The 25,008-nt window shown below is 71.4% G+C and carries 22 protein-coding genes; 21 read left to right on the top strand and 1 reads right to left on the bottom strand.

Annotated elements, in window-relative coordinates:
• Positions 1-77 precede the first annotated feature (77 nt).
• The 13 genes from UG56_RS02745 (at position 78) to UG56_RS02685 (ending at position 13,947) form a co-directional block, all read left to right on the top strand.
• Complete coding sequence (locus UG56_RS02745; RefSeq protein ID WP_045551667.1) at positions 78-1,115, top strand: substrate-binding domain-containing protein; 1,038 nt, start codon at positions 78-80, stop codon at positions 1,113-1,115.
• Between the two features lie 73 nt (positions 1,116-1,188).
• Positions 1,189-2,364 (top strand): Gfo/Idh/MocA family protein, encoded by a 1,176-nt coding sequence (locus UG56_RS02740; RefSeq protein ID WP_045551666.1) that lies wholly within the window; start codon positions 1,189-1,191, stop codon positions 2,362-2,364.
• 60 nt (positions 2,365-2,424) lie between these two features.
• Entirely contained in the window at positions 2,425-3,243 is an 819-nt protein-coding gene (locus UG56_RS02735) for a ThuA domain-containing protein (RefSeq protein WP_045551665.1), read from the top strand.
• Positions 3,243-4,406, top strand: a complete 1,164-nt coding sequence (locus tag UG56_RS02730; RefSeq protein WP_084100374.1) for an inositol-3-phosphate synthase — start codon at positions 3,243-3,245, stop codon at positions 4,404-4,406. Before UG56_RS02735 ends, UG56_RS02730 begins: the two co-directional genes overlap by 1 nt.
• Positions 4,403-5,251 carry an SCO3242 family prenyltransferase gene (locus tag UG56_RS02725; protein ID WP_071326850.1) on the top strand — a complete coding sequence of 283 codons (849 nt, stop codon included), beginning with the start codon at positions 4,403-4,405 and terminating at the stop codon, positions 5,249-5,251. The genes UG56_RS02730 and UG56_RS02725 overlap by 4 nt, the downstream gene beginning before the upstream one ends.
• Entirely contained in the window at positions 5,248-6,126 is an 879-nt protein-coding gene (locus UG56_RS28190) for a sugar phosphate isomerase/epimerase family protein (protein ID WP_045552044.1), read from the top strand. Before UG56_RS02725 ends, UG56_RS28190 begins: the two co-directional genes overlap by 4 nt.
• Complete coding sequence (locus UG56_RS28185; RefSeq protein WP_045552043.1) at positions 6,123-6,722, top strand: EboA domain-containing protein; 600 nt, start codon at positions 6,123-6,125, stop codon at positions 6,720-6,722. The genes UG56_RS28190 and UG56_RS28185 overlap by 4 nt, the downstream gene beginning before the upstream one ends.
• Complete coding sequence (locus UG56_RS02710) at positions 6,722-7,579, top strand: TatD family hydrolase (RefSeq protein ID WP_045552042.1); 858 nt, start codon at positions 6,722-6,724, stop codon at positions 7,577-7,579. Before UG56_RS28185 ends, UG56_RS02710 begins: the two co-directional genes overlap by 1 nt.
• Positions 7,576-8,760, top strand: coding sequence for a metabolite traffic protein EboE (gene eboE / locus UG56_RS02705; protein ID WP_071326842.1), 1,185 nt, complete (start codon positions 7,576-7,578; stop codon positions 8,758-8,760). The genes UG56_RS02710 and eboE overlap by 4 nt, the downstream gene beginning before the upstream one ends.
• The gene (locus tag UG56_RS02700) at positions 8,757-10,127 is read left to right on the top strand and encodes an alkaline phosphatase family protein (protein WP_045551962.1); all 1,371 of its coding nucleotides are present in this window, start codon (positions 8,757-8,759) and stop codon (positions 10,125-10,127) included. Before eboE ends, UG56_RS02700 begins: the two co-directional genes overlap by 4 nt.
• Positions 10,128-10,167: 40 nt before the next feature.
• Positions 10,168-11,175, top strand: coding sequence for a sugar phosphate isomerase/epimerase family protein (locus UG56_RS02695; protein ID WP_045551961.1), 1,008 nt, complete (start codon positions 10,168-10,170; stop codon positions 11,173-11,175).
• A gap of 42 nt (positions 11,176-11,217) precedes the next feature.
• A complete protein-coding gene (locus tag UG56_RS02690) occupies positions 11,218-12,183 on the top strand; it encodes a sugar phosphate isomerase/epimerase family protein (protein WP_071326841.1) in 966 nt (321 codons plus the stop codon).
• Between the two features lie 195 nt (positions 12,184-12,378).
• Positions 12,379-13,947 carry a glycosyltransferase family 2 protein gene (locus UG56_RS02685; RefSeq protein ID WP_045552002.1) on the top strand — a complete coding sequence of 523 codons (1,569 nt, stop codon included), beginning with the start codon at positions 12,379-12,381 and terminating at the stop codon, positions 13,945-13,947.
• A gap of 120 nt (positions 13,948-14,067) precedes the next feature.
• On the opposite strand, the gene UG56_RS02680 is transcribed toward UG56_RS02685, so the two are convergent.
• The gene (locus UG56_RS02680; protein WP_071326840.1) at positions 14,068-15,114 is read right to left on the bottom strand and encodes a class I SAM-dependent methyltransferase; all 1,047 of its coding nucleotides are present in this window, start codon (positions 15,112-15,114) and stop codon (positions 14,068-14,070) included.
• Positions 15,115-15,310: 196 nt separating this feature from the next.
• On the opposite strand from UG56_RS02680, the gene UG56_RS02675 reads away from it, so the two are divergent.
• The 8 genes from UG56_RS02675 (at position 15,311) to UG56_RS02640 (ending at position 24,998) form a co-directional block, all read left to right on the top strand.
• Complete coding sequence (locus UG56_RS02675; RefSeq protein ID WP_045552065.1) at positions 15,311-15,649, top strand: P-II family nitrogen regulator; 339 nt, start codon at positions 15,311-15,313, stop codon at positions 15,647-15,649.
• Between the two features lie 50 nt (positions 15,650-15,699).
• Entirely contained in the window at positions 15,700-16,038 is a 339-nt protein-coding gene (locus UG56_RS02670) for a P-II family nitrogen regulator (RefSeq protein ID WP_045552064.1), read from the top strand.
• Between the two features lie 17 nt (positions 16,039-16,055).
• Positions 16,056-18,269, top strand: a complete 2,214-nt coding sequence (locus tag UG56_RS02665) for a [protein-PII] uridylyltransferase (RefSeq protein ID WP_177191409.1) — start codon at positions 16,056-16,058, stop codon at positions 18,267-18,269.
• A gap of 148 nt (positions 18,270-18,417) precedes the next feature.
• On the top strand, positions 18,418-19,980 hold the full coding sequence (gene ffh, locus UG56_RS02660) for a signal recognition particle protein (protein ID WP_045551703.1): 1,563 nt from the start codon (positions 18,418-18,420) through the stop codon (positions 19,978-19,980).
• Positions 19,977-20,504 carry a GrpB family protein gene (locus UG56_RS02655; RefSeq protein ID WP_045551704.1) on the top strand — a complete coding sequence of 176 codons (528 nt, stop codon included), beginning with the start codon at positions 19,977-19,979 and terminating at the stop codon, positions 20,502-20,504. The genes ffh and UG56_RS02655 overlap by 4 nt, the downstream gene beginning before the upstream one ends.
• A 202-nt stretch (positions 20,505-20,706) precedes the next feature.
• Positions 20,707-21,069 carry a hypothetical protein gene (locus UG56_RS02650; protein ID WP_045551705.1) on the top strand — a complete coding sequence of 121 codons (363 nt, stop codon included), beginning with the start codon at positions 20,707-20,709 and terminating at the stop codon, positions 21,067-21,069.
• Positions 21,070-21,199: 130 nt separating this feature from the next.
• Entirely contained in the window at positions 21,200-23,203 is a 2,004-nt protein-coding gene (locus tag UG56_RS02645) for a glycoside hydrolase family 3 protein (protein WP_045551706.1), read from the top strand.
• Positions 23,204-23,282: 79 nt separating this feature from the next.
• Complete coding sequence (locus UG56_RS02640) at positions 23,283-24,998, top strand: FHA domain-containing protein (protein ID WP_084100371.1); 1,716 nt, start codon at positions 23,283-23,285, stop codon at positions 24,996-24,998.
• Positions 24,999-25,008 lie beyond the last annotated feature (10 nt).

Raw genomic sequence — 25,008 nt, 5'->3', positions numbered from 1 at the left:
CGCGTCGTCCCACCAGCTGTCCTCGGGCTCTCTCGGACTCATCTCTCCTCCACCTCGCACGATCTAGGAGCACCTCCATGAAACTGAAGTCCACAGCAAGAATCGTCGTCGCCGGCCTCGCGGTGCTCGCCCTCTCCGCCTGCGTCAGCAACACCCCGGAGAAGTCCGACAACGTCGGCGGTACGTCCAACGCCAAGGCCGGCTCCAACGACGAGAAGGGCGACACGGTCGTCATCGGCTTCTCGGCCCCCGCCGCCGACCACGGCTGGATGGGCGCGATCAGCGACCAGGCCAAGGCCGCCGCCGACGCCTACGAGGACGTCGACCTGCGCCTGGCCGAGGGCACCAACGACGTCAGCCTGCAGATCAGCCAGGTCGAGACCTTCATCAACGACAAGGTCGACGCCATCGTGCTGCTGCCCTTCGACGGCGCCGCGATGACGCCGGTCGCGCTCAAGGCGATGGAGGCCGGCATCCCGGTCATCAACGTCGACCGTGAGTTCAACGACGCCAACGCGGCCCGCGTCACCGTGCTCGGCGACAACTACGGCATGGGCGTCTCGGCCGGTGCGTACGTCTGCGAGCAGGCCGACGGCAACAAGAACGCCGTCGTCGCCGAGATCGCGGGCATCGACTCGCTGCCGCTGACCCAGGACCGCAGCCAGGGCTTCAAGGACGCGCTGGCCGAGTGCGGTCTCGACGTCGACAACCGGGTCGCCGCCGACTTCACCGTCGAGGGCGGCGAGAAGGCGGCCGCCAACCTGCTCCAGGCGGCGCCGAAGATCGACTTCCTGTGGAACCACGACGACGACCAGGGCGTCGGTGTCCTGGCCGCGATCAAGAACGCGGGCCGTGACGAGTTCACCATGGTCGGTGGCGCGGGCTCGGCCAACGCGATGCGCGAGATCCAGTCCGGCAAGAGCGTCCTCAAGGCGACGGTCATCTACCCGTCCACGCAGGCCGCCGACGGCATCAAGCTCGCCCGGCTCCTGGTGCAGCAGAAGGCGATGTCCGACCTGGTCGAGGTGACGGTTCCGCGCACCATCCAGCTGGACGCGCCGGTGGTCACCGAGGAGAACGTGGACGACTTCCTGCCCACGGCCTTCGAGTCCTGACCCACGCCCCACCGCAAGGTCGCTCCGTGCTCGGGCACGGAGCGACACCACCGAGACACAGGATCGAGTTCCGATGACCGAGCAGAAGGCCACTCTCGGAGTGGGGATGATCGGCTACGCCTTCATGGGCGCCGTCCACTCCCACGCCTGGCGCAGCGCCCACCGCTTCTTCGACCTTCCCCTGACCCCGCGCATGCAGGTCCTCTGCGGCCGTGACGCGACCCGCGTGGCCGAGGCCGCCGACCGGTTCGGCTGGGAGGAGAGCGTCACCGACTGGCGAGACGTGATCACCCGCGACGACGTCGACCTGGTCGACGTGTGCACGCCCGGCGACACCCACGCTGAGATCGCGATCGCCGCGCTCGAGGCCGGCAAGCACGTGCTGTGCGAGAAGCCGCTGGCCAACACCGTGGCCGAGGCGGAGCGGATGGCCGCGGCCGCCGCGGTGGCCGCCGAGCGGGGTGTGCGGGCGATGGTGGGGTTCACCTACCGACGGGTGCCCGCGATCGCGCTGGCCCGGAAGCTGGTCGCCGACGGTCGGCTCGGTGAGCTCCACCACGTGCGTGCGCAGTACCTCCAGGACTGGCTGGCCGACCCCGAGACACCGCTGAGCTGGCGTCTCGACAAGGCCAAGGCCGGCTCGGGTGCGCTCGGCGACATCGGCGCCCACGTCATCGACCTGACCCAGCACATCACCGGCGACCGGATCCTGGAGGTCTCCGGGATGCTCGAGACGTTCGTCAAGGAGCGTCCGGTGGCCTCGGCCTCCTCGGGCCTGTCTGCCACCGCGGGAGCCGGTCGCGGTCCGGTCACCGTCGACGACGCCGCGGTCTTCATGGCCCGGTTCGCCGGGGGAGCGATCGGCTCCTTCGAGGCCACCCGCTTCGCCACCGGCCGCAAGAACGCGATCCGGATCGAGATCAACGGGTCGAAGGGGAGCCTGGCCTTCGACTTCGAGGACATGAACGTCCTGCACTTCCACGACGCGACCATCCCGGATGCCGAGGGCGGCTTCCGCCGGATCGTCGTCACGGAGCCCGATCACCCGTGGGTGGCCGGCTGGTGGCCTCCGGGCCACGGGCTCGGCTACGAGCACGGCTTCACCCACCAGGTCGTCGACCTCGTCCGGGCGCTCGGCGAGGGCACCGCACCCGCGCCGACGTTCGCCGACGGCCTCCAGGTGCAGCGCGTGCTCGCCGCCGTCGAGACCAGCTCCGACTCCAGGACGTGGCAGGAGATCCCTGCCTGACCCACCTCGCCGCTCTCGTCTGACCAGACACAGCCACTCAGCTCGGAAGGGACACGCATCATGAAGTACGCATCCAGAAGGCTCAGGACCCTCATCGCGGGAGTCGGGCTGGTGGCCGTGGCCGCCCTCGCCCCCGGTCTGTCACCGGCACCGGCCGCGAGCGCCGATCCCCTCGACGGGAGCGAGGGGGTGGGGACGTACGACGTCCTGGTCTTCTCCAAGACCGCCGCGTTCCGGCACGGCTCCATCCCGGCCGGCATCGCCGCCATCCAGCGGCTGGGGGCAGAGAACGGCTTCACCGTGACCGCGACCGAGGACGCGACGGTGTTCAACGACACCGACCTGGCGTCGTACGAGGCGGTGCTGTGGCTCTCCACGACCGGAGACGTGCTGGACGACGGGCAGCAGGCGGCGTTCGAGCGCTACATCCAGGGCGGTGGCGGCTACGTGGGTGTGCACGCGGCCTCCGACACCGAGTACGACTGGCCCTGGTACGGCGGTCTCGTCGGTGCCTACTTCGCCGGTCACCCCGCCCAGCAGACCGCGACGGTGAAGGTCCGGGCCCACAACACCGCGGCGACGGCCGAGCTGCCGAAGCGCTGGACGCGCTGGGACGAGTGGTACAGCTTCCGCGACCGTCCGGCCGACTCGATCCGGGTCCTCGCCGACCTCGACGAGCGCAGCTACGAGCCGGGCCGGTTCGCCATGGGTGACCCGCACCCGATCGCCTGGTGCCACGAGTACGACGGCGGCCGGGCGTTCTACACCGGGATGGGCCACACGAACGAGTCGTTCACCGAGCCCGCGTTCCTGTCCCACGTGCTCGGCGGCATCGAGATGGTCGCAGGTGTCGCGCCGTTCCGCTGCGAGGCGGGCTGATGGGCAGCAGAGTCGGTGTCTGGCTGGTCGGCGCCTGCGGCTCGGTCGGCGTCACCACGACGGTCGGTGCGCTGGCCGTGCGGGCCGGGCTCGCCGGACGGGTCGGGCTGGTCGCCGAGCAGCCGGAGATCGCCGCTGCCCGGTTGCCCTCTCTCGACGACCTGGTGATCGGCGGGCACGATCTGTGCACCGAGCCGCTGGCCAAGCGGGCCGAGCGGCTCGCCGCCGGCGGGGTCGTCCCCGCCGGGATCCTGCCGGCGATCGCGAGCGAGCTGGAGGAGGTCGAGGGGCGGCTGCGTACGGGCTATGACCCGGCGGGCGCCGAGCCACAGGGTGCCGCGGTCGAGCGGTTGGCGGCCGATCTGGCGGCCTTCCGCGAGGAGCACCGGCTCGAGCGGGTCGTCGTGGTGGACGTGGCGAGCACCGAGCCGCCGGCCGAGATCGTCGAGGGCGGGCCGCTCGCCGACCCCGACGCCCTGGAGCAGGCCCTGGCCGCGGGGGAGTCGCCGCTGCCGGCCAGCTCGGTCTACGTCCTGGCCGCCTACCGGGCCGGCTGCCCGGTGGTCTCGTTCACGCCCAGCCCCGGGCCGCGGCTGCCGGTGCTCGTCACGCTCGCCGAGCGGGCCGGGCTGCCGTGGGCGGGCTCGGACGGGAAGACCGGGGAGACGCTGCTGAAGTCCGCGCTGGCGCCGATGTTCTCGACGCGGGCGCTGCAGGTCAACGCCTGGGCCTCCTACAACATGCTCGGCGGCGGTGACGGTGCCACCCTCGCCGACCCCGCGAACGCGCAGAGCAAGCTCGTCACCAAGGCCCAGGGGCTCGAGGCGATGCTCGGTCATCCGGTCGAGGGGCCGATGCACATCGACTACGTCCCCGACCACGGCGACTGGAAGACCGCCATCGACCACGTCTCCTTCGAGGGGTTCCTCGGGGTGCGGATGTCGCTGCAGTTCACCTGGAGCGGCTGCGACTCGGCGCTGGCCGCACCGCTGGTGCTCGACCTGGCCCGGCTCACGCTGCGGGCGCTCGAGGTGGGGGAGTCCGGTCCGCTTCCGTTCGGATTCTTCTTCAAGGACCCGGCCGGCTCCACCGAGCACCGGCTCGGCACCCAGTGGGAGGAGCTGGTCGCCTGGTGCGGCCGGGTCGGCCGGGTGGGCCGATGACGCCTCGAGCCCGCGCCTTCGCCGAGCTGGTCCGGCTGCCGGCCGCCCTCACCGTGCCGGGCGACACCCTGGCCGGGGCGGCCGCCGCCGGTCCGCTGCGCGCCCGGTCGCTCGCGATGCCGGCGGCCTCGGTGGCGCTCTACTGGGCCGGGATGGCGCTCAACGACTGGGCCGACCGTGACCTCGACGCCGTCGAGCGGCCCGAGCGGCCGATCCCGTCGGGCCGGGTCAGCCCACGGCAGGCGCTCGGGGCGGCCGTCGGCCTGACCGCGGCCGGCGTCGGGCTGGCCGCGCTCGCCGGCGGCCGTCCGGCGGCGGCCACGGCGGCCGTCCTGGCCGGGGCGGTATGGGCCTACGACACCGTCCTCAAGGACACCCCGGCCGGACCGGTCGCGATGGCCGCGGCGCGCGGGCTCGACGTGCTCCTCGGGGCCAGTGCGGGCGGACGTACGCGGGCCGGGCTGGTGCCCGCCGGCCTGCTCGCCGCGCACACCGCCGGGGTCACCCTCCTCAGCCGCGGCGAGGTCCACGGCACCCGGCCGCTCACCGCGAGCCTTGCGGGCGGGGTCACGGTCGCGACCGGCCTCGCGGCGGCCGGCCACGGGCGGGCGGCGCTCCCCGTCGCCCTCGCCGCGACGTACGCCGGCAGTGTCGGCTCCGCCCAGCTGGCCGCGGTCTCCTCGCCGGATGCCGGTACGGTCCGCCGGGCCACCGGCGCCGGGATCCGCGGCATGATCCCGCTCCAGGCCGCGCTCGTCGCTCGCCGCTCGCCGCTGGCCGCGGGCGGGCTGCTGGCGGCGGGGCCGATAGTGCGGGCCGCCTCGAAGGTGGTGTCACCGACATGACCGGCACGAGCGCGTTGCGGTTCGGCTACGGCACCAACGGCATGCACAGCCACCGGCTCGAGGACGCCCTGGCCGTGCTGGCCGACCTGGGCTACGACGGGGTCGCGCTGACCCTCGACCACCTCCACCTCGACCCCTACCGGCCGAATCTCGCGGGCCGCGTGGCGCAGCTCGGCGACCGGCTGGACGAGCTCGGCATGTCCGTCGTGATCGAGACCGGCGCCCGCTACATCCTCGACCCGCTCCGCAAGCACCACCCGACCCTGCTCCACCCGGGACCGGAGGCGAGCCGCCGGGTCGACTACCTGCACCGGGCGGTCGAGGTCGCCGCCGACCTCGGTGCCGAGGCGGTCTCGTTCTGGTCGGGCAGCCTGCCCGACGGCGTCGCCGAGGACCGCGCCTGGGGACGCCTGTGCGACGGTGTCTGGCGGATCCTCGACCTCGCGCAGCGTCGCGGGGTGGTGTGTGCCGTCGAGCCCGAGCCGGGACACTTCATCGACACCCTCGACGCCGTGCTCGAACTGCGCCGACGCCTCGACGACCCCGCCCTTCTCCGGGTCACGCTCGACCTCGGTCACGTGGTCTGCAACGAGCCGCGCGGGATGGCCGAGACCATCCGCCTGGCCGGTCCGCTGCTGGCCAACGTGCAGGTCGACGACATGGTCGAGGGCGTCCACGAGCACCTCGAGCTCGGCACCGGCGAGGTGGACTTCGCCGCCGCGCTCGGCACCCTCGTCGAGATCGGCTACACCGGCCTCGCCGCGCTCGAGCTGCCCCGGCAGTCCCACGCCGCCCCGGCCGTTGCCGAGCGCTCGCTCGCGTTCCTCCGCGAGACCCTCGCGGCTCTCCCCGACCCCGTGGAGGTGCGGGCATGAACCAGACCCTTCTTGCCGAGTGGTGCGCCGAGATCGAGGCCGACCCGACCCGGGTCCGGACCCGCTTCCCGGCCGCGGCCAGGGAGATCGGCCGCACACCGGGCACGTCGCCGGCGCCGGGTGAGGACCGGGTCGAGGACGACGTCCGCGTCCGGCTGCTGAGCGCGCTCGGCCGCGGCCTCGCGGACGACGCCGACGCGTTGAGTGCCGAGGTGCACGACCTCTACCGCTTCGGCGACGCCGACGAGCGGCGCGCGGTCCTGCTCGGCCTCGGACACCTCCAGGCCGCTCTCGGTGACCGCGCGGTCGACCTGCTCCACGACGCCCTGCGCACGAACGACCCGCGGCTGGTGGCCGCTGCTGTGGGGACGTACGCCGCTCGTCTGGAGGACGCCGCGTGGCGCCAGGCCGTCCTCAAGTGCCTCTTCGTCGGGGTTCCTCTCCGTCTCGTCGCCGGTCTCGACGTGCGGGCCGACGACGAGCTGCGCCGGATGGTCGCCGACTACGCCGCCGAGCGGCGCGCGGCCGGGCGCGAGGTGCCTGCCGACGCCCTGCCCCTCCTTCCCGTCCCCACCCCCAGCACTCGGGAGTCCTGATGCGCATCTTCGACCCGCACATCCACATGAGCTCACGTACGACCGACGACTACGAGGCGATGGCGGCGGCCGGGGTGAAGGCCCTGGTGGAGCCGGCGTTCTGGCTCGGTCAGCCGCGGACCAGCGTCGACTCGTTCGTCGACTACTTCGACGCGCTGGTCGGCTGGGAGCGGTTCCGGGCCTCGCAGTTCGGCATCGCCCACCACTGCACGATCGCGCTCAACCCGAAGGAGGCCAACGACCCGCGCTGCACGCCGGTCCTCGACCTGCTGCCGCGCTACCTCGCCAAGGACGGGGTCGTCGCGGTCGGCGAGGTCGGCTTCGACTCGATGACGGAGGACGAGGAGAAGGCGTTCAGCCGGCAGCTGGACCTGGCCCGGGAGTTCGCGCTGCCGGCACTGGTGCACACGCCCCACCGCGACAAGCTGGCCGGGACCCGGCGCACCCTCGACCTGGTCGAGGCGGCCGGCATCGAGCCCGGGATGGTCGTCGTCGACCACCTCAACGAGGTGACCGTCGACGTCGTCGACCAGGCGGGCGCGTGGATGGGCTTCTCGATCTATCCCGACACCAAGATGGACCCCGACCGGATGGTCGCGATCCTCCAGCGGCGTGGGCTGGACCGGGTGCTGGTCAACTCCGCCGCCGACTGGGGCAGGTCGGATCCGCTCCGGACACGGGCGACCGGCGAGGCGATGCTCGCCGCCGGCTTCACCGAGGACGACGTCGACAAGGTGCTGTGGCGCAACCCGGTGGAGTTCTTCGGCCAGAGCGGACGGCTGCTGCTCGACGTACCCGAGGCCGACCAGGGCGCCACCTTCGCCGGCAACTCGCTGCTGCGGGGTGAGCGGGCATGAGGTTCCGGCACCGCGACGGCACCGTCGTCCACCTCGGCTACTGCAGCAACGTGCACCCCGCCGAGGACGTCGACGGCATCCTCGACCAGCTGCGCCGCTACGCCGGCGAGGTGCGGGCGCGGCTCGGCGAGACCCGGATCGGCCTCGGCCTCTGGCTCCCGGCCGCGACCGCCCACGAGCTGGCCGGCGACCCGGCCACCCTCGACCGGCTGCGCGCCGGGCTCGACCGCCACGGCCTCGAGGTGGTGACCCTCAACGCCTTCCCGTACGCCGGGTTCCATGCCCCGGTCGTCAAGCGCGACGTCTACTCCCCGGACTGGTCCACCCGGCGCCGGCTCGGCTACACCCTGGACTGTGCCCGGGTGCTGGCGGCGCTGCTGCCCGACGACGCCGCCCGCGGCAGCATCTCGACGCTTCCGCTGGGCTGGCGCACCCCGTGGTTCACCGACCGCGACCGGGCGGCCCGGGAGCTGATCGGCGAGCTCGCCGACGGGCTGGCCGGCATCGAGGCCGAGCACGGCCGGCCGATCCGGGTCGGGTTCGAGCCCGAGCCCGGCTGCGTCGTGGAGACGACTCGCGACGCGGTGACCCGGCTCGCCGGCCTCGCCCCCGAGTATCTCGGCATCTGCGTCGACACCTGCCACCTCGCCACCCAGTTCGAGGACGCGACGGAGGCGCTCGACCGGCTGCAGGTGGCGAACCTGCCGGTCGTCAAGGTCCAGGTCTCCGCGGCCCTGCACGCCGACGACCCGAGCGACCCGGCGACCCGGGAGGCCCTCGCCTCCTACGCCGAGGACCGCTTCCTCCACCAGACCCGTGAGCCGCGCGGGGCACGGGTGGACAGCCGTGACGACCTGCCCGAGGCACTCGCCGGGCATCGTCCCCTGCCGGCCGAGCATCCGTGGCGGGTGCACTTCCACGTACCTCTCCACGCCGACCCCGCGCCGCCGCTGCGCAGCACCCGCGACCACCTGGCCGGCACGCTCGACGCGCTGCTCGGCGGCCCGGTGGCGCACACCGACCACCTCGAGGTCGAGACCTACACCTGGGGGGTCCTGCCCGAGCAGGTCCGCCCGGACGGGGACGCCGGCCTGGTCGCGGGCATCGCGGCCGAGCTGGCCTGGACACGCGACCGGCTTCTGGAGTCCGGTCTGGAACAGCTGCAGGAGGCTTCGGCATGAGCGAGGACAACAACGAGAAGCTGCTGGTCATCGACGTGGTCGGGATGACCCCCGACCTGCTCCGTCACATGCCGCGGGTGCGGCAGGTGGGGGAGTCGGGGTTCACCGCCGAGCTCGGCACCGTGCTGCCCGCGGTCACCTGCTCGGTCCAGTCGACCTTCCTGACCGGCGCGCTGCCGCGCGAGCACGGCATCGTCGGCAACGGCTGGTACTTCCGCGACCTCGGCGAGGTGCTGCTGTGGCGTCAGCACAACGCGCTGGTGCAGGGCGAGAAGCTCTGGGGTGTGGTCCGCCGCCGGCGGCCCGGTGTGAAGGTCGCCAACATCTGCTGGTGGTACGCCATGGGCGCCGACGTCGACACCACCGTCACCCCGCGTCCGGCCTACCACGCCGACGGCAAGAAGTCGCCGGACTGCTGGACCTGGCCGCCCTCGCTCCACGACGAGCTCACCTCGGAGCTGGGGCCGTTCCCGCTGTTCACCTACTGGGGGCCGACAGCGTCGATCAAGAGCTCGGCGTGGATCGTCGCGGCCGCCCGCAAGGTCATGCCCGACCACGACCTCACCCTCGTCTACGTCCCCCACCTCGACTACGACCTGCAGCGGTTCGGCCCCGATAGCCCCCAGGCCGTCCAGGCCGCCCGTGACGTGGACGCCACCCTGGCGCCGCTGCTCGACGACGCCGAGGCCGCAGGGGTGCGCGTCGTGTTGCTGAGCGAGTACGGCATCACCCGGGCGACTCGCCCGGTCGACGTCAACCGGCTGCTGCGCCGCGAGGGCCTCCTGCACGTCCATCACAACGCCACCGGCGAGCTGCTCGACCCGTGGACCTCGCGCGCGTTCGCGGTCGCCGACCACCAGATCGCCCACGTCTACGTCAAGGACCCCGCCGACCTGGAGCGCGTCCGGGACCTGCTCACCGGTCTCGACGGGGTCGCCGAGGTCCTCGACCGCGCCGGCCAGGCGGCGTACGGACTCGACCACGAGCGCGCCGGCGAGCTCGTCGTGGTGGCCGAGCCGGATGCCTGGTTCACCTACTACTACTGGCTCGACGACGCGAACGCGCCCGACTTCGCCCGCGGCGTCGAGATCCACAAGAAGCCCGGCTACGACCCCGCCGAGCTGTTCCTCGACCCCGAGGACCGCTGGGTCAAGCTGCGGGCCGCCACGACGCTGGCCCGCAAGACGGCCGGGCTGCGCTACGCGATGAGCGTGGTGCCGCTCGATCCCGCCCCGGTCTCCGGCAGCCACGGCCGGCTTCCGGACGACCCCGACCACGGCCCCGTGCTGGTCTGCTCCGACGCCGCCGCCAAGCGCGACCGGTTCGAGGCCACCGAGGTCCGCGACCTGCTCGCCTCCCTGCTCTGACGTGCTCTGACCCCCTCTGACCCCACGTGGAAGGACAACCATGACCCGACCGATCACCCTCTTCACCGGCCAGTGGGCCGACCTGCCGTTCGAGGAGGTCTGCCGCCTCGCGTCCGAGTGGGGCTACGACGGCCTGGAGATCGCCTGCTGGGGCGACCACCTCGACGTCTGGCAGGCGGCCGAGGACGAGACGTACGTCCAGGCGAAGCTGGACCTGCTGGCCAAGCACAACCTGAAGGTCTTCACGATCTCCAACCACCTCAAGGGGCAGGCGGTCTGCGACGACCCGATCGACCAGCGCCACCGCGACATCCTGCCCGCCAGGATCTGGGGCGACGGCGACCCCGAGGGCGTACGCCAGCGGGCAGCCGAGGAGATGAAGATGACCGCCCGGGCGGCGAAGAACCTCGGTGTCAGGACCGTCGTCGGCTTCACCGGCTCCGCCATCTGGAAGTACGTCGCGATGTTCCCGCCCGTCTCCCAGGAGACGATCGAGGCCGGCTACCAGGACTTCGCCGACCGGTGGAACCCGATCCTCGACGTCTTCGACGAGTGCGGGGTGCGGTTCGCCCACGAGGTGCACCCCTCGGAGATCGCCTACGACTACTGGTCCACGGTCGCCACGCTGGAGGCGATCGGCCACCGGGAGGCGTTCGGGCTCAACTGGGACCCCAGCCACATGGTGTGGCAGCAGGTCGACCCGGTCGGGTTCCTGTGGGACTTCCGCGACCGGATCTACCACGTGGACTGCAAGGACACGAAGCTGCAGACCGGCAACGGCCGCAACGCCCGGCTCGGCTCCCACCTCGCCTGGGCCGACCCGCGCCGTGGCTGGGACTTCGTCTCCACCGGCCACGGCGACGTCCCGTGGGAGCAGTGCTTCCGGATGCTCAACGCCATCGGCTACGACGGCCCGATCTCGGTCGAGTGGGAGGACGCCGGCATGGACCGTCTCGTCGGTGCCCCCGAGGCGCTCGAGTTCGTCCGCCGGCTCGCCTTCGACGCCCCCGAGGCCGCCTTCGACGCCGCCTTCAGCACCAACGACTGACTCGACCCCCAGAGTTCGAACCCCCCCCGAGAGGAATCAGCCATGTGTTACGGATTCGATGGTGAGGGCGCGCTGCGCCGCTCGCTGGAGGAGCGCGGCCTGAGCCGTCGCTCGATGGTCAAGGGTGCCCTGGGCGCCGTCGCCGGCGGCGCGATGCTGGCCGCCGTGCCGGGTCTGCTCTCCCCGGCCGGCGCGGCCGTGGCGTCCGCGCGAGGAGGATGCCGGGTGCCTCCGGGCCGGATCAGCATCCAGCTGTGGACGCTGCGCGACGACCTCAACGGCGCGGCCGGCTTCGACGCGACGATGACGAAGATCGCCGAGATGGGCTACCCGCGCGTCGAGCAGGCGCTGGGCTACTTCGGCAAGACCGCGGCCGAGCTCCGCGCCTTCTACGACGGCCTCGGCATCCGCGCCTCCTCCTCCCACGACGGCATCAGCGCGGACAGGGCCGCGCTGCAGACCAAGCTGGAGAACGCCGCGACCCTCGGCCAGCGCTACATGGTGGTGCCCTACCTCGCCTCCAGCTCGCTCTCCGACTGGCAGACCTGGGCCGAGCAGATGAACGTCGAGGCGGCGGCCGCGAAGCGCTACGGGATCGCCTACGGCTACCACAACCACGCCCACGAGTTCACGACCGACCTCGGCGGCGGGGTGACCCCGTGGGACATCCTCACCACCGAGCTGGACCCGTCGCTGGTCCACCTCGAGGTGGACATCTACTGGGCGGTCACGGGCGGGGTGAACCGGGGCCTGTCCAACGAGGAGGCCGTGGACTTCGCGATCGACACCATCACGTCGGGTCCGCAGCGGGTGCGGCAGTACCACGTCAAGGACCGCAACCCCACCACCGGCGACCACGTCGACCTCGGCACCGGCTTCATCGACTTCGCCAAGGTCTTCTCGGCCCACGAGGTCGAGGAGTACATCGTCGAGAACGACACCCCGGAGATCAGCCCGATCCACACCGCGGAGGTCGGCTACTCCTACCTGCGCGGCCTGCGCTACTGACGTACGACGTACGCCACACCTGACTCGGCAGCCGCCCCCGACCCTCCCTCCGGGGCGGCTGCCGACCACACCCGATGCCGACGATGAAGACCGGGTGAACCCTCCGAGAAGTCCAGATGTCGGCTCCCGCCCGATCCCTCGGGTGGCCCGTGTCGGGCTCCCCGTACCGCCGGGGAGCGGCATAGGCTGGAACTCATGCCATCGCCCCGGGTATCGCTGATCACCGCTGTCTACAACCCGCCCGCCGATGCCTTCGAGGACACGATCGCGTCGGTCCTGGGACAGTCCTTCGACGACTGGGAGTGGGTCCTCAGCGACGACCGGTCGCCGGCGCCGTGGGTGCTGCCGCGGCTGCGCGAGCTGGCCGCGCAGGAGCCGCGGGTGCGGATCGTCGAGCGTCCCGAGAACGGCGGGATCGTCGCCGCGTCGAACTCGTCGCTGGCCGAGGCGACCGGCGAGCTGGTCGCCCTCCTCGACCACGACGACGTGCTCGAGCCGAACGCGCTGGAGAAGATGGTCGGCGCCTACGACCGGTTCGACGACCTCGACTACGCCTACAGCGACCAGGACCTGATGAGCGACGCGGGGGAGCTTCGCGACGCCTACTACAAGCCCGACTGGTCCCCGGAGCGGCTGCGCCACCACAACTACTGCACCCACTTCTCGGTGTTCCGGCGCTCCCTCGTGGAGGAGGTCGGCGGCTTCCAGGAGGGCTACGACGGCTCCCAGGACCACGACCTCGTGCTGCGGGTCAGCGAACGGGCGCGGCGCATCGTCCACGTCCCGGGCGCGCTCTACCACTGGCGCCAGGTGCCGGGATCGGCCGCTGCGGACAACCAGGCCAAGCCGTACGCCTGGGACGCCGGCGTGCGCGCGGTGCAGGCCCACCTCGACCGGCTCGGCATCCGGGCGAGGGCCTCGCACGGCGTCTCGCCCGGCCTCTACCGCGTCGAGCGGGAGCCCGACCTGGACACCCCGGTGAGCGTGATCATCCCGACCATCGGCACCAGCGCGATCGTGTGGGGCGAGAGGCGGGCGATGGTCGTCGAGACCGTACGCTCCGTCGTCGCCTCCACCAAGCATCGCGACGTCGAGTTCGTGATCGTCTACGACACCCCGACCCCGGCGCCGGTGCTGGCGGCGCTGCGGGCGATCGAGGGTGCCGACATCAAGCTGGTCGAGTTCACCGAGAAGTTCAGCTTCAGCGCCAAGTGCAACGTCGGCGCCGCGCACGCCCGGGGCGACGTCCTGATCTTCCTCAACGACGACATGGAGGCCTACTCCGAGGGCGTCATCGAGAACCTGATTGCCCCGCTGCGCGAGCCCGACGTCGGCATGACCGGTCCCAAGCTCCTCTTCGAGGACCTCCGCATCCAGCACGCCGGCCTGATCTACGGCAGCGGCACCATCACCCACGCCTACTACCGGGCCCGTCCCGAGGAGCGGGGCAACCACGGCGAGCTGCACATCAACCGGGAGACCTCCGCGCTGACCGGCGCCTGTGTCGCGATGCGGCGCGAGGTCTTCTTCGAGGCCGGCGGCTTCAGCGAGCGCCTGCCGGTCAACTACAACGACGTCGACCTGTGCCTCAAGGTCCGCCGCTCACTCGGCCTGCGCCTGGTCTGGCTCCACGACGTCGTCCTCTTCCACTTCGAGTCGGTCAGCCGCGACAACGCGGTCCACGACTGGGAGAAGGACTTCATCAACAACCGCTGGGGCAACTACGAGCACGTACGCGAGGGCTACTCCAACGGAGTCCGCTGACCCACGTGCGATCGCCGAGTCGGCGCAAACTGACCGAAGATTCCGCCGAGTCGGCTCGTGATGACGAGCCGACTCGGCGTCGATCTCGGTCAGGATGAGCCGACTCGGCCCGGATCCTGGTCAGCCCTGCGCCGCGCGGCGCAGGCGGCGGACGACGCGGCGGAGGAAGTTCCGCACCGGGTGGCGGTTGGCGTAGGCCAGGTCTGCCTCGAGGCCGGCGACCCGGCCGCGGAGCCGCTCGATGCGCTCGCGCCGGCGCTTGTTGGTCTCGCGGGCCTGGCGCAGCTGCTTGGACAGCGAGCCGACCCGGGCCTGGGCGGAGTTGGCGGAGGCCTGGATGCCGAGGATGTGGTCGCGGGTGGCCAAGCGTGAGCGGGTGGCCTCCTCGAACCGCCGGGTGTGGATGTCGCGGAGCCGGACCTCGTCGGCCGGGGTCGCCTCGACGAGCTCGGGCGCGGCCGGCGGCCGCTCACCGGCGGCGAGCGGCCGGGCGGCGAGCTGGAACTGGTAGACGAGCGCGTCGGGCTGCTGGCGCACCCACTCCACCGCGACCTCGGGAAGCAGGTCGCCGTCGATCGCGACCTCGACGCTGAGCGGGTCGGCGGTGGTGCCGCGCAGGTCCTCGACCGCGTAGCCGGCCTCGGCGAAGAGCTCCAGCAGGCCCTCGCGCGAGTAGAACTTGATGTGGGTGCGGTCCAGGAGCCCGGTGTCGGTGGTCTTCCAGCGACCCTGGAGGAGCGCGAGACGGACCGATCCGTGGGTGACGTTGGGGATCGAGATGACCACCCGGCCGCCCGGGGCGAGCAGGTCGCGGGCCTGCTCGAGCGCGGCTCGCGGGTCGGCGAGGTGCTCGAGGACGTCGGCGAAGATCACCACGTCGAAGGAGCCGGGCTCGACGAGCTCGGTCAGCGGCCTCGCGTCGAGGTCGGCGACGATCACCCTGTCCAGCACCTTCTCGGCCAGGCTCGCGGCCTCGGGGTCGATCTCGATGCCCGTGACGGTGCAGCCGCGCTCGGTGAGGATCCGGCCGATCTCGCCGGTCCAGCAGCCGACGTCGAGGACCCGCTTCCCACCGCCCGTCGAGACGGCAGACTCAGCCAGGTCGAGGACCTGCACATGGCTGGTGTTGCGGTGATCGAGGTCGATCTCGACGGCGTAGTGCGACATGCGTCGAGGGTAGCGACCTTTGGTGGCGCCGCGCGGGTCCGGCACGGGTGATTTGCGGGGTGTTTCGATGCTCCGGCGACGTACGGGGAAATGGTCTGTTACACAGAGGAAACAGACGCTTCGGGGTGTCGAAACGTCCCCAGGTGAAGGTGGCGGCGAAGATGACAGGATCAAGGACCTCTGGAGGCGCCCTCTCGTGAAGCTCGTGACCGCAGTGATCAAGCCCCATAAGTGGGAGGACGTGCGCGAGGCGCTCGAGGCCTTCGGCGTGACCGGGATGACCGTCTCGGAGGTCTCCGGCTACGGTCGCCAGAAGGGCCACACCGAGGTCTACCGGGGCGCCGAGTACGACATCGCGCTGGTGCCGAAGATCCGCATCGAGATCGTGGTGGAGGACGACGACGCGGCCGACGTCGTCGGGATCATCGTGAAGACCGCTCAGACCGGACGGATCGGTGACGGGAAGGTCTGGCTCAGCCCGATCGAGTCGGTTGTCCGCGTACGGACCGGTGCGCGCGATGCGGAAGCGCTCTGACTAGGCTTCGTCCGAGTGCCGTCCCATCGAATCCCCACCGGAGGAGAGAAATGAAGCTCGTCACCGCAGTGATCAAACCCCACAAGTGGGAGGACGTCCGCGTCGCCCTGGAAGCTGTCGGTGTCACCGGCATGACCGTCTCGGAGGTCTCCGGCTACGGCCGCCAGAAGGGTCACACCGAGGTCTACCGAGGCGCTGAGTACGACGTCGCCCTGGTGCCGAAGATCCGCATCGAGATCGCGGTGCCCGACGAGGAGGTCGACTCGGTGGTCACCGCCATCGAGACCTCGGCGAAGACCGAGCGCATCGGCGACGGCAAGGTCTGGGTCTCCCCGCTGGAGACCATCGTGCGGGTACGCACCGGCGACCGCGACGACGCCGCGATCTGACATGAAGGAGGCTGGGCGTGACCGCTGAGGGACGGGCGGCGCGCACAGCCGAGGCCGACGAGCAGTGCGTCAAGGCGTACGTCGCGGCCGGCGGCCCCGAGGTCGGGGTCGCCCTGGTCGCGGTCGGGGGATACGGGCGCGGCGAGCTCGCGCCCTTCTCCGACTGGGACCTGGTCCTGGTGCACGACGACGACGTCGAGCCCGGGGCCGTGGCCGAGCAGGTCTGGTATCCGCTCTGGGACACCGCCCCCAAGCTCGACCACTCGGTCCGGTCGTTCTCCGAGATGCTTTCGGCCTCTACCGGCGACCTTCGGGTCGCCCTGGGACTGCTCGACATCCGGCACCTGGCCGGCGACCGCGGGCTGGTGCTGCGGCTGCGTACGACGATGCTGGCGCACTGGCGCAAGCACGCCCGCGCCCTGCTGCCGGAGCTGAGGACGATGAGCGTGGAGCGGCACCGGCGCGCCGGCGAGCTCGCGCACGCCTCGGTCCCGGACCTGAAGGAGATGTACGGCGGGCTACGGGACGCGGTCGTGATCAAGGCGATCGTGGCGACCTGGCTGATCGACGTCCCGGCGGTCGACCTGGAGAAGTCGCGCCGGGCCCTCCTCGACGTGCGTGATCTCGTGCAGGAGATCGCCGGGCGTGCCACCGACCGGGTGGTGCCCGAGATGTGGGACGAGCTCGCCAAGCGGCTCGAGCTGGCCGACGCCCGCACCGCACAGGCCCACGTACGCACCATCGGCCGCCGCCTCACCCACCTCTCGCGCCTGGCCTGGCGGCGGGTCGACGGGGTGCTCGAACGATCGCGCCCCGGAGCGCCGCGACGCCCGAAGCTCGCGCCGTTGGGCAACGGCCTGGCGCTCGCCTCGGGCGAGGTGGTGCTGGCGCCGGGCGCCCGCCCCTCGCGCGATCCGCTGATGCTGCTGCGGGCCTCGGCGCTCGCGGCGGAGAACGGCGTCGCGCTGGCGCCCGCGACCGCCGCACGCCTGGCCCGGGACACCCCGGCGCTGGCCGAGCCGTGGCCGGAGGAGGCACGCCGGCTCTTCGTACGGCTGCTGGGTGCCGGGCGCGGCCTGCTCGCGGTGTGGGAGACCCTGGAGGAGACCGGGGCGGTCTCCCGGATCCTGCCCGAGTGGGAGCGGATCCGGCTGCTTCCGCACGCCTCGATCATCCATCGCTTCACGGTCGACCGGCACACCATCGAGACCTGCATCGAGGCGGTCGCGCTGCTGCCGCGCGTGGCCCGTCCGGACGTGCTCCTCGTCGCCGCGATGCTCCACGACATCGGCAAGGGGTCGCTGACCGAGCACAGCGTCGCGGGGGAGCCGATCGCCCGCCGGATCGCCACGCGGATGGGCTTCCCGGACGAGGAGGTCGACCTGATCTCGATGCTGGTGCGCTGGCACCTGCTGCTCTCCACGACCGCGACCACCCGCGACCCCGACGACCCCGCGACCGTCGACCTCGTGGTCGAGACGATGGGCGACGCGGAGGCGCTCGCGCTGCTCACCGCGCTCACCGAGGCCGACGCCCGCGCGACCAGCACCCAGGCCTGGACCAGCTGGCGGGCCCGGCTCATCCGCGACCTGGCCGCGCGGGCGGCGAAGGTGCTCGACACCGGCATCGCCGCGGGGGAGCGGCCGCAGGCCGCGGTGGAGATCCCCGAGAGCGTACGTTCGGGGTCGGTCTCCTTCCGGTCCGAGCCGCTCGCCGACGGCGCCCGGGTGTGGGTGATCGCCCACGACCGGCTGGGGCTGCTCGCCGACCTGGCCGCCACCTTCGCGGTCGCCCGGCTGCCGGTCAGGGCGTGTCGTGCCTGGCAGCAGGGTGGTTTCGGGGTCAGCGTGTGGGACCTCGACGACTCCTACGTCGACGCCGCGGTGCTGCGCACCCGGTTCTCGGCGATCACCGAGGGCCGCCTCGACCCGGCGACCAGGCTGGCGCCGAGCGCGGCCGCGCGGGGGAGCGAGCCCTCGGTCGTCGTACGTCCCGAGGCCTCCAGCAAGGCCACCGTCCTCGAGGTGCGCACCATCGACCGCCCCGGGGTCGTCTACACCGTCGCCGCCGCCCTGGCGCGGATGGAGATCGCCGTACGCTCCGCCCACATCTCCACCCTCGGCCCGCAGGCCGTCGACGTGTTCTACCTGCAGGAGGCGCATGCCGGTGCGCTCGCCGAGCAGCGGGCGGCCGAGGCGGCGCATGCGGTCCGAGCGGCGCTCGAACGCTGACCGAGGTACCTCGGTCAGCATGCGGCGCGATGCGAGGTGGCGCGGTAGGGGTGACACGGTGTTACCCCCGAGCGGGCCTGCCGAATAGCACCCCACGCACATCGGTTCGTTAGTCTTGGCAGGACAACCACTCTGCTGAAGGACCGCTTTGTTCGCCACGCTCTCCGACCGGCTCGCCACGACGTTCAAGAACATCCGGGGCAAGGGCCGCCTCACCGATGCCGACATCGACGCCACCGCTCGCGAGATCCGGATCGCGTTGCTCGAGGCCGACGTCGCGCTGCCGGTGGTGCGCGAGTTCGTCGCCCGGGTCAAGGAGCGGGCGCGCGGCGAGGAGGTCAGCCAGGCGCTGAACCCCGCCCAGCAGATCATCAAGATCGTCAACGACGAGCTGATCACGATCCTGGGTGGCGAGACCCGCCGGCTGCGTTACGCCAAGACCGGCCCGACGGTGATCATGCTCGCCGGTCTGCAGGGTGCCGGTAAGACCACCCTGGCCGCCAAGCTCGCGCTGTGGCTCAAGGAGCAGGGCAAGGCGCCGCTGCTGGTGGCCGCCGACCTGCAGCGGCCCAACGCGGTCAACCAGCTCCAGGTCAACGGTGAGCGGGTCAACGTGCCCGTCTTCGCGCCGCAGCCGGGCAACGGCGTGGGTGACCCGGTCGCGGTCGCCCGCGAGGCCGTCGAGGAGGCCAAGCGCAAGCTCCACGACGTCGTCATCGTCGACACCGCCGGCCGCCTCGGCATCGACGAGGAGCTGATGAAGCAGGCCGCCGACATCAAGGCGGCGGTCAACCCCGACGAGGTCCTCTTCGTCGTCGACGCGATGATCGGCCAGGACGCGGTCAACACCGCCCAGGCCTTCCTCGACGGCGTCGGCTACGACGGCGTCGTGCTCACCAAGCTCGACGGTGACGCCCGCGGTGGTGCGGCGCTCTCCATCGTCCAGATCACCGGCAAGCCGGTCATGTTCGCCTCCAACGGCGAGAAGATGACCGACTTCGACCTGTTCCACCCCGACCGGATGGCCGGCCGGATCCTCGACATGGGCGACATGCTCACCCTGATCGAGCAGGCCGAGAAGACCTTCGACCAGGCGCAGGCCCAGCAGGACGCGGCGAAGATCGCGACCGGCGAGTTCACGCTCGAGGACTTCCTCAAGCAGATGCAGCAGCTCCAGAAGCTCGGCTCGATGTCGAAGCTGATGGGCATGCTGCCGGGGATGGGCCAGTTCCGCGAGCAGCTCGACAACTTCGACGACCGTGAGATCGACCGGATCAAGGCCATCATCCAGTCGATGACCCCGGCCGAGCGCGCCAACCCGAAGATCCTCGACGGCTCCCGCCGCGCCCGCATCGCGAAGGGCTCCGGCCGCCAGGTCTCCGACGTCAACCAGCTCATCCAGCGCTTCACCGAGGCGTCGAAGATGATGAAGCAGCTCGCCTCCGGCGGCGGCATGCCCGGGATGCCCGGTGCGCCTGGCGCCGGTTTCGGCAAGCGCGCCGGTGCCAAGCAGGTGGCCCAGAAGAAGAAGGGCAAGGGCGCGCGCAAGTCCGGCAACCCGGCCAAGGCAGCCCAGCAGGCCAAGGCCGACGCCGCGAAGAAGCCGGCCGCGGCCAACCCGTTCGGGGTGCCCGGGGGCGAGGAGATCGACTACGAGAAGGCAGCCGCCGAGCTCAACCTTCCGTCCGACTTCTCCAAGTTCCTGAAGTGACCCGCCTCGACCGCATCGTCATCGTCGAGCACTGCCCACAGTGGGCAGAATCGTTCGAGTCGGCGCGGTCGTTGGTGGAGCCGCTCCTTGCGGGGCATCTGGTGCGTCCGGTCGAGCACATCGGAAGTACGTCGGTACCCGGCCTGCCTGCCAAGCCGATCATCGACATGCTCGCAGTGGTGGAGTCGTACGAGGCGGTCGGGCGCTCCCTCGTCGCACTAACCGGCGTCGGCTGGGTTGCTGCCCCGGAGCCTCACGATGTCGAACAGCGGAAGTGGTCGTGGTGCTCGCCGTCCGTCGCCCATCGCGCCCACCACCTGCATGTGGTCGAGGAGTCCTCGGAGGGTTGGCCGACCTGGCTGGCCTTCCGAGACCATCTACGCACGAATGCCGAGGACCGTGTGGCGTACGCCGCGATCAAACGCCAGCTCGCGGCGGTCGACGACGAGGACCGGAATGCCTACCGGACGGGTAAGGCCCCTTTCATCGCGTCGGTGTTGAACCGGATCGCTCCACGAACTTGAGTCGAAGATGCGGCATGAGGAATGCACCCCGGGGACGGGCCCGGCAATCGTCCGCTATGGCAGAGGGCCCGAGCTTGTGAACGATTCACAAGCTCGGACCCTCGGTCATAGCCTGGCGAGCCCTGCCAGGGCCGCGGCAAGGTGATCTCGGGCCCACCCTCGGAGTGAACCGCGACGACGTCGACGGCCTAGGCTGTGCCGCATGGCAACGGTTCTGGTCGTCGACGGCGCCAATGTGGTCGGCGCGCGCCCCGACGGCTGGTGGAAGGACCGCGCGGGGGCGGCGCGCCGGCTGCACGAGGCGCTCTTGGTCGCCGACATCCCCCACGACCGGATCGTCTTAGTGCTGGAGGGGCAGGCCAAGGGCGGCGTACGTCCCGGCAAGGACGCGCATGTGCATACCGTCCATGCTCCCAAGGACGGCGACGCGACGATCGTGGCAGAGGTGAAGGCCGCGGCCGACCGAGGTGACCGGGTGACGCTGGTGACCGCCGACCGGATGCTGCAGGCGCGCTGCGGCGGCGCGACCGCGCTGGGACCGTCCTGGTTGCTTGACCAGATCTGAGGAATTCGCGGGGTTACGCACGCGTAGCCATTGACCGATGATGTGATCACCGTCACGCTGGGAGCGCTCTCACGAGCCCTGGCGCCTCACCGCCGAGGCGCCGGCAGATCACTCTCAGGAGGCCTGTCCCGTGCGATCACACAGACAGCGCGGCGCGATCGGTGGAGCCTCGGCTCTCGCCGGCCTGCTCTGCGCCACGCTCCTCGTCACCCCCGCGTCCACCGCGGCTTCTGCCACTCCCGCCACCAACAGCGCGGCCACCCGTGCACACCACGCGCTGCCCTACCAGAACCCACGACTGTCCACCGAGACCCGCGTCGCCGACCTGCTCTCCCGGATGACGCTGGCCGAGAAGGTCGGCCAGATGACCCAGGCCGAGCGTGCCGACGTCGCCGCCGACCCCGGCCAGATCGCCGAGCTCGGGCTCGGCAGCGTACTCTCCGGCGGCGGCTCGACCCCGGCCGAGAACACTCCCGAGGCCTGGGCCGACACGGTCGACGCCTTCCAGGAGCAGGCGCTCTCGACCCGGCTGGGGATCCCGCTGCTCTACGGCGTGGACTCGGTCCACGGCCACGGCAACCTCAACGGCGCCACCGTCTTCCCGCACAACATCGGCCTCGGTGCCACCCGCGACCCGAAGCTCGCCGAGCGGATCGGGCACATCGCCGCCGAGGAGACCCGCGCCTCCGGGCCGCAGTGGACCTTCGCCCCGTGCATCTGCGTCGCTCGCGACGACCGGTGGGGGAGGACGTACGAGTCGTTCGGGGAGGACCCGAAGCTCGCCGCGAAGATGTCCCAGATGATCGAGGGGTTCCAGGGTGACGGCGGCGACCTCGACGACCCCGACCGCGTGCTCGCCACCGCCAAGCACTTCGCCGGCGACGGCTTCACGACCTTCGGCACCGGCGAGGGCGACTACACCATCGACCAGGGCATCACCCAGGCCTCGCACGCCGAGTTCGAGAGGCTCGCGCTCACGCCGTACGTCGCCGCCATCAAGAAGCACGACGTCGGCTCGGTGATGCCGTCCTTCTCCAGCGTCGACTGGACCGAGGACGGTCTCGGCAACCCGGTCAAGATGCACGCCCACCAGGAGCTCGTCACGGGCTGGCTCAAGCAGAAGCAGGGCTTCGACGGCCTGGTGATCTCCGACTGGCGGGCGATCCACCAGATCCCCGGGACGTACGCCGAGCAGGTGGCGACCTCGGTCAATGCCGGTGTCGACATGTTCATGGAGCCGTTCTCCGGCGACACGGTCGGCTACCCGCAGTTCATCGAGACGCTGATCGCGGCGGTCGAGGACGGTGCCGTCCCGATGGCCCGAATCGACGACGCGGTCTCCCGCATCCTGACCGCGAAGTTCGACCTCGGCCTCTTCGAGAAGCCGTTCACCGACCGGCGCAACATCGACGAGATCGGCAGCGCCGACCACCGTCGGGTCGCCCGTGAGGCGGTGGCCAAGTCGCAGGTCCTGCTGACGAACCGGCGGCACACGCTGCCGCTCTCGGGCCACGACGACGTCTACGTCGCCGGCAGCAAGGCCGACAGCATCGGCGACCAGGCCGGTGGCTGGACGATCACCTGGCAGGGCAACTCCACCCACCAGATCCCGGGCGACACCATCCTCGACGGCATCGAGGCCGCGGCCCACGGCGAGGTGACCCACTCGCCCGACGCCTCGGCGCCGATCCCCGCCGGTGCCCACGGTGTCGTGGTCGTCGGCGAGCACCCGTACGCCGAGGGCTTCGGTGACGTCGGCGGCCCGCGCTGGGGCTACGACCCGGGTGAGGGCGGCGTGCTCCGGCCGGCGCTGACCATGCAACTCAGCGACGCCGACACCGCGGCGATCGAGAAGGTCTGCGCGGCCGCGGCGACCTGCACGGTGCTGGTCGTCTCCGGACGCCCGATGATCATCCCGCCCGAGCTGCTGAGCCAGATCGACGCTCTGGTGGCCTCCTGGCTGCCGGGCAGCGAGGGCAAGGGGGTCGCCGACGTGCTCTTCGGCAGGCGTCCGTTCACCGGGAAGCTGCCGGTGACCTGGCCGCGATCGGTCGACCAGGAGCCGATCAATATCGGTGATTCCGACTATGACCCGCTGTTTGCGTACGGACACGGGCTGCGGACCGGTCGGTAGGTGAGATGGCCCGGTCCGAGTTCGGCGAATCCTCGATTCGCGACGCTTGGATCGGGCCATTTCGGTGCATGATCTGTGCATGCAGACGCTTCGCGTAGACGTATCGGGACGTGCGCTCAGCTTCCCGCCCGACAAGATCGTCCGAATAGGTCGCTCGATTGATGCCGACGTGGTGCTCTCGTCCTCCTCGGTCTCGCGTGCTCATGCCGAGCTCCGCCCGGATCCCACCGGCTGGAAGCTGGTCGACGTCGGCTCCGCCGGTGGGACGTACGTCTCCGGCAGCCGCGTCACCGAGGTGCCGTTGACCGGGGCGACCGAGATCCAGCTCGGCCCGGCGGGACCGGGCTCGACGATCACGGTCACGCTCGACGACGCACCGGTGGCGGCAGGGGCTCCGCGCGCCCAGGCGCCGGCTCCGCCGCCTCCGCCGGCCGGGTTCGCCGGGCCGGGCGCGACCGTGGCTCCGCCCGCCGGGGTGCCGGCAGCGGCGCCCGCGGCGCCCGGCTTCCAGCCGCCGGCGCCCCCGGCCCCGTCGGCGGACGACGGGATCTCGGAGATGACGATCGCCCCTGGGATGGCGCGGCCGGGCGCCCCCGGGCAGCCGCCGACGCCGCCCACCGGACCCGACCTGCTGCTGGTCGCCGAGGGCAAGGAGCACCGCTTCCGCCACCCGGTCACGGTGACCATCGGCCGCGCGGCCGACAACTCGGTCGTCCTGGAGGACCAGGGGGTCTCGCGCCAGCACGCCCGGCTGGTCGCCAAGCCCGGTGGCTGGACCTTCGAGAACGCCTCCCAGACCGGCTCCTTCCTCAAGGGGAAGCCGCTGGCGCGGGAGGACATCGACGAGGAGACCGAGATCCGCCTCGGTCACCCGGTCGCCGGCGAGATCCTCAAGGTCATCCCGATCTACGCGGCCGAGGTCGAGGTCGCCCGTGCCGCCGCCAAGCGGCGCAACAAGCTCCTGCTGTGGGGCGGTATCGGAGCCGCCGCCGCGGTCGTGATCATCGGACTGGTGGTCGCGATGTTCGTGGTGCCCGGTGGCGACTCGGCCGCCCAGGACGCCGGCCTGACGAAGGAGGAGCTCAACGTCGCGCAGAGCGCCACCGTCTGGATCACCTACGCGCCGACCGAGGACACCATCGCGATGGGCTCCGGGTCGATCGTCTCCAAGGACGGCAAGATCCTCACCAACGCCCACGTGGCCGACCCGGCGAAGATCCCGGAGTACGCCGCCAAGGGCGAGGTCTCACCCGACTACGTCAACATCCACCTGACCAACCCGGCCGAGGGCTACAAGGTCGGCGAGCCCGACTACGTCGCCAAGGTGATCGAGTCCGACGGCGAGGTCGACAGCGCGGTCGTGCAGATCGTCGCCGACGGTGAGGGCAACGCGGTGGACCCGTCCTCGCTGGACCTGCCGACGATCGCGCTCGGCGACTCCGACGCGGTCGATCGTGGCGACTTCATCGCCACGATCGGCTTCCCGATGCTGCCGAAGGAGAGCTTCGTGGACAAGGAGGGCGCTCTCTTCCAGCCGCCCACCGTCGCCGAGGGCAACGTGGCCACCATCCTCTCCTTCGAGGGGGAGGAGCGAGCCGTCTTCGACGTCACCGCCCGGATCTCCAGCGGCAACTCCGGTGGCGCCGCGGTCAACGACGACGGTGAGCTCGTCGGTGTACCCACCTCCATCGGCTGGGACGAGAACAACGTCGTCACCGGCCAGGTCATCCCGCTCGCCCAGCACATCCCGATCCTCGAGGCGGCCGGGGTGAAGGTGCCGTCGGCGAATAGGTAACCTGCGTCAC

The sequence above is a fragment of the Nocardioides luteus genome, from assembly GCF_000960475.2.
GTDB classification, from domain to species: Bacteria; Actinomycetota; Actinomycetes; order Propionibacteriales; family Nocardioidaceae; genus Nocardioides; species Nocardioides luteus_A.
The sequence above is the reverse complement of the archived record's forward strand: the minus strand, read 5'-3'. Positions and strand labels throughout refer to the sequence as shown.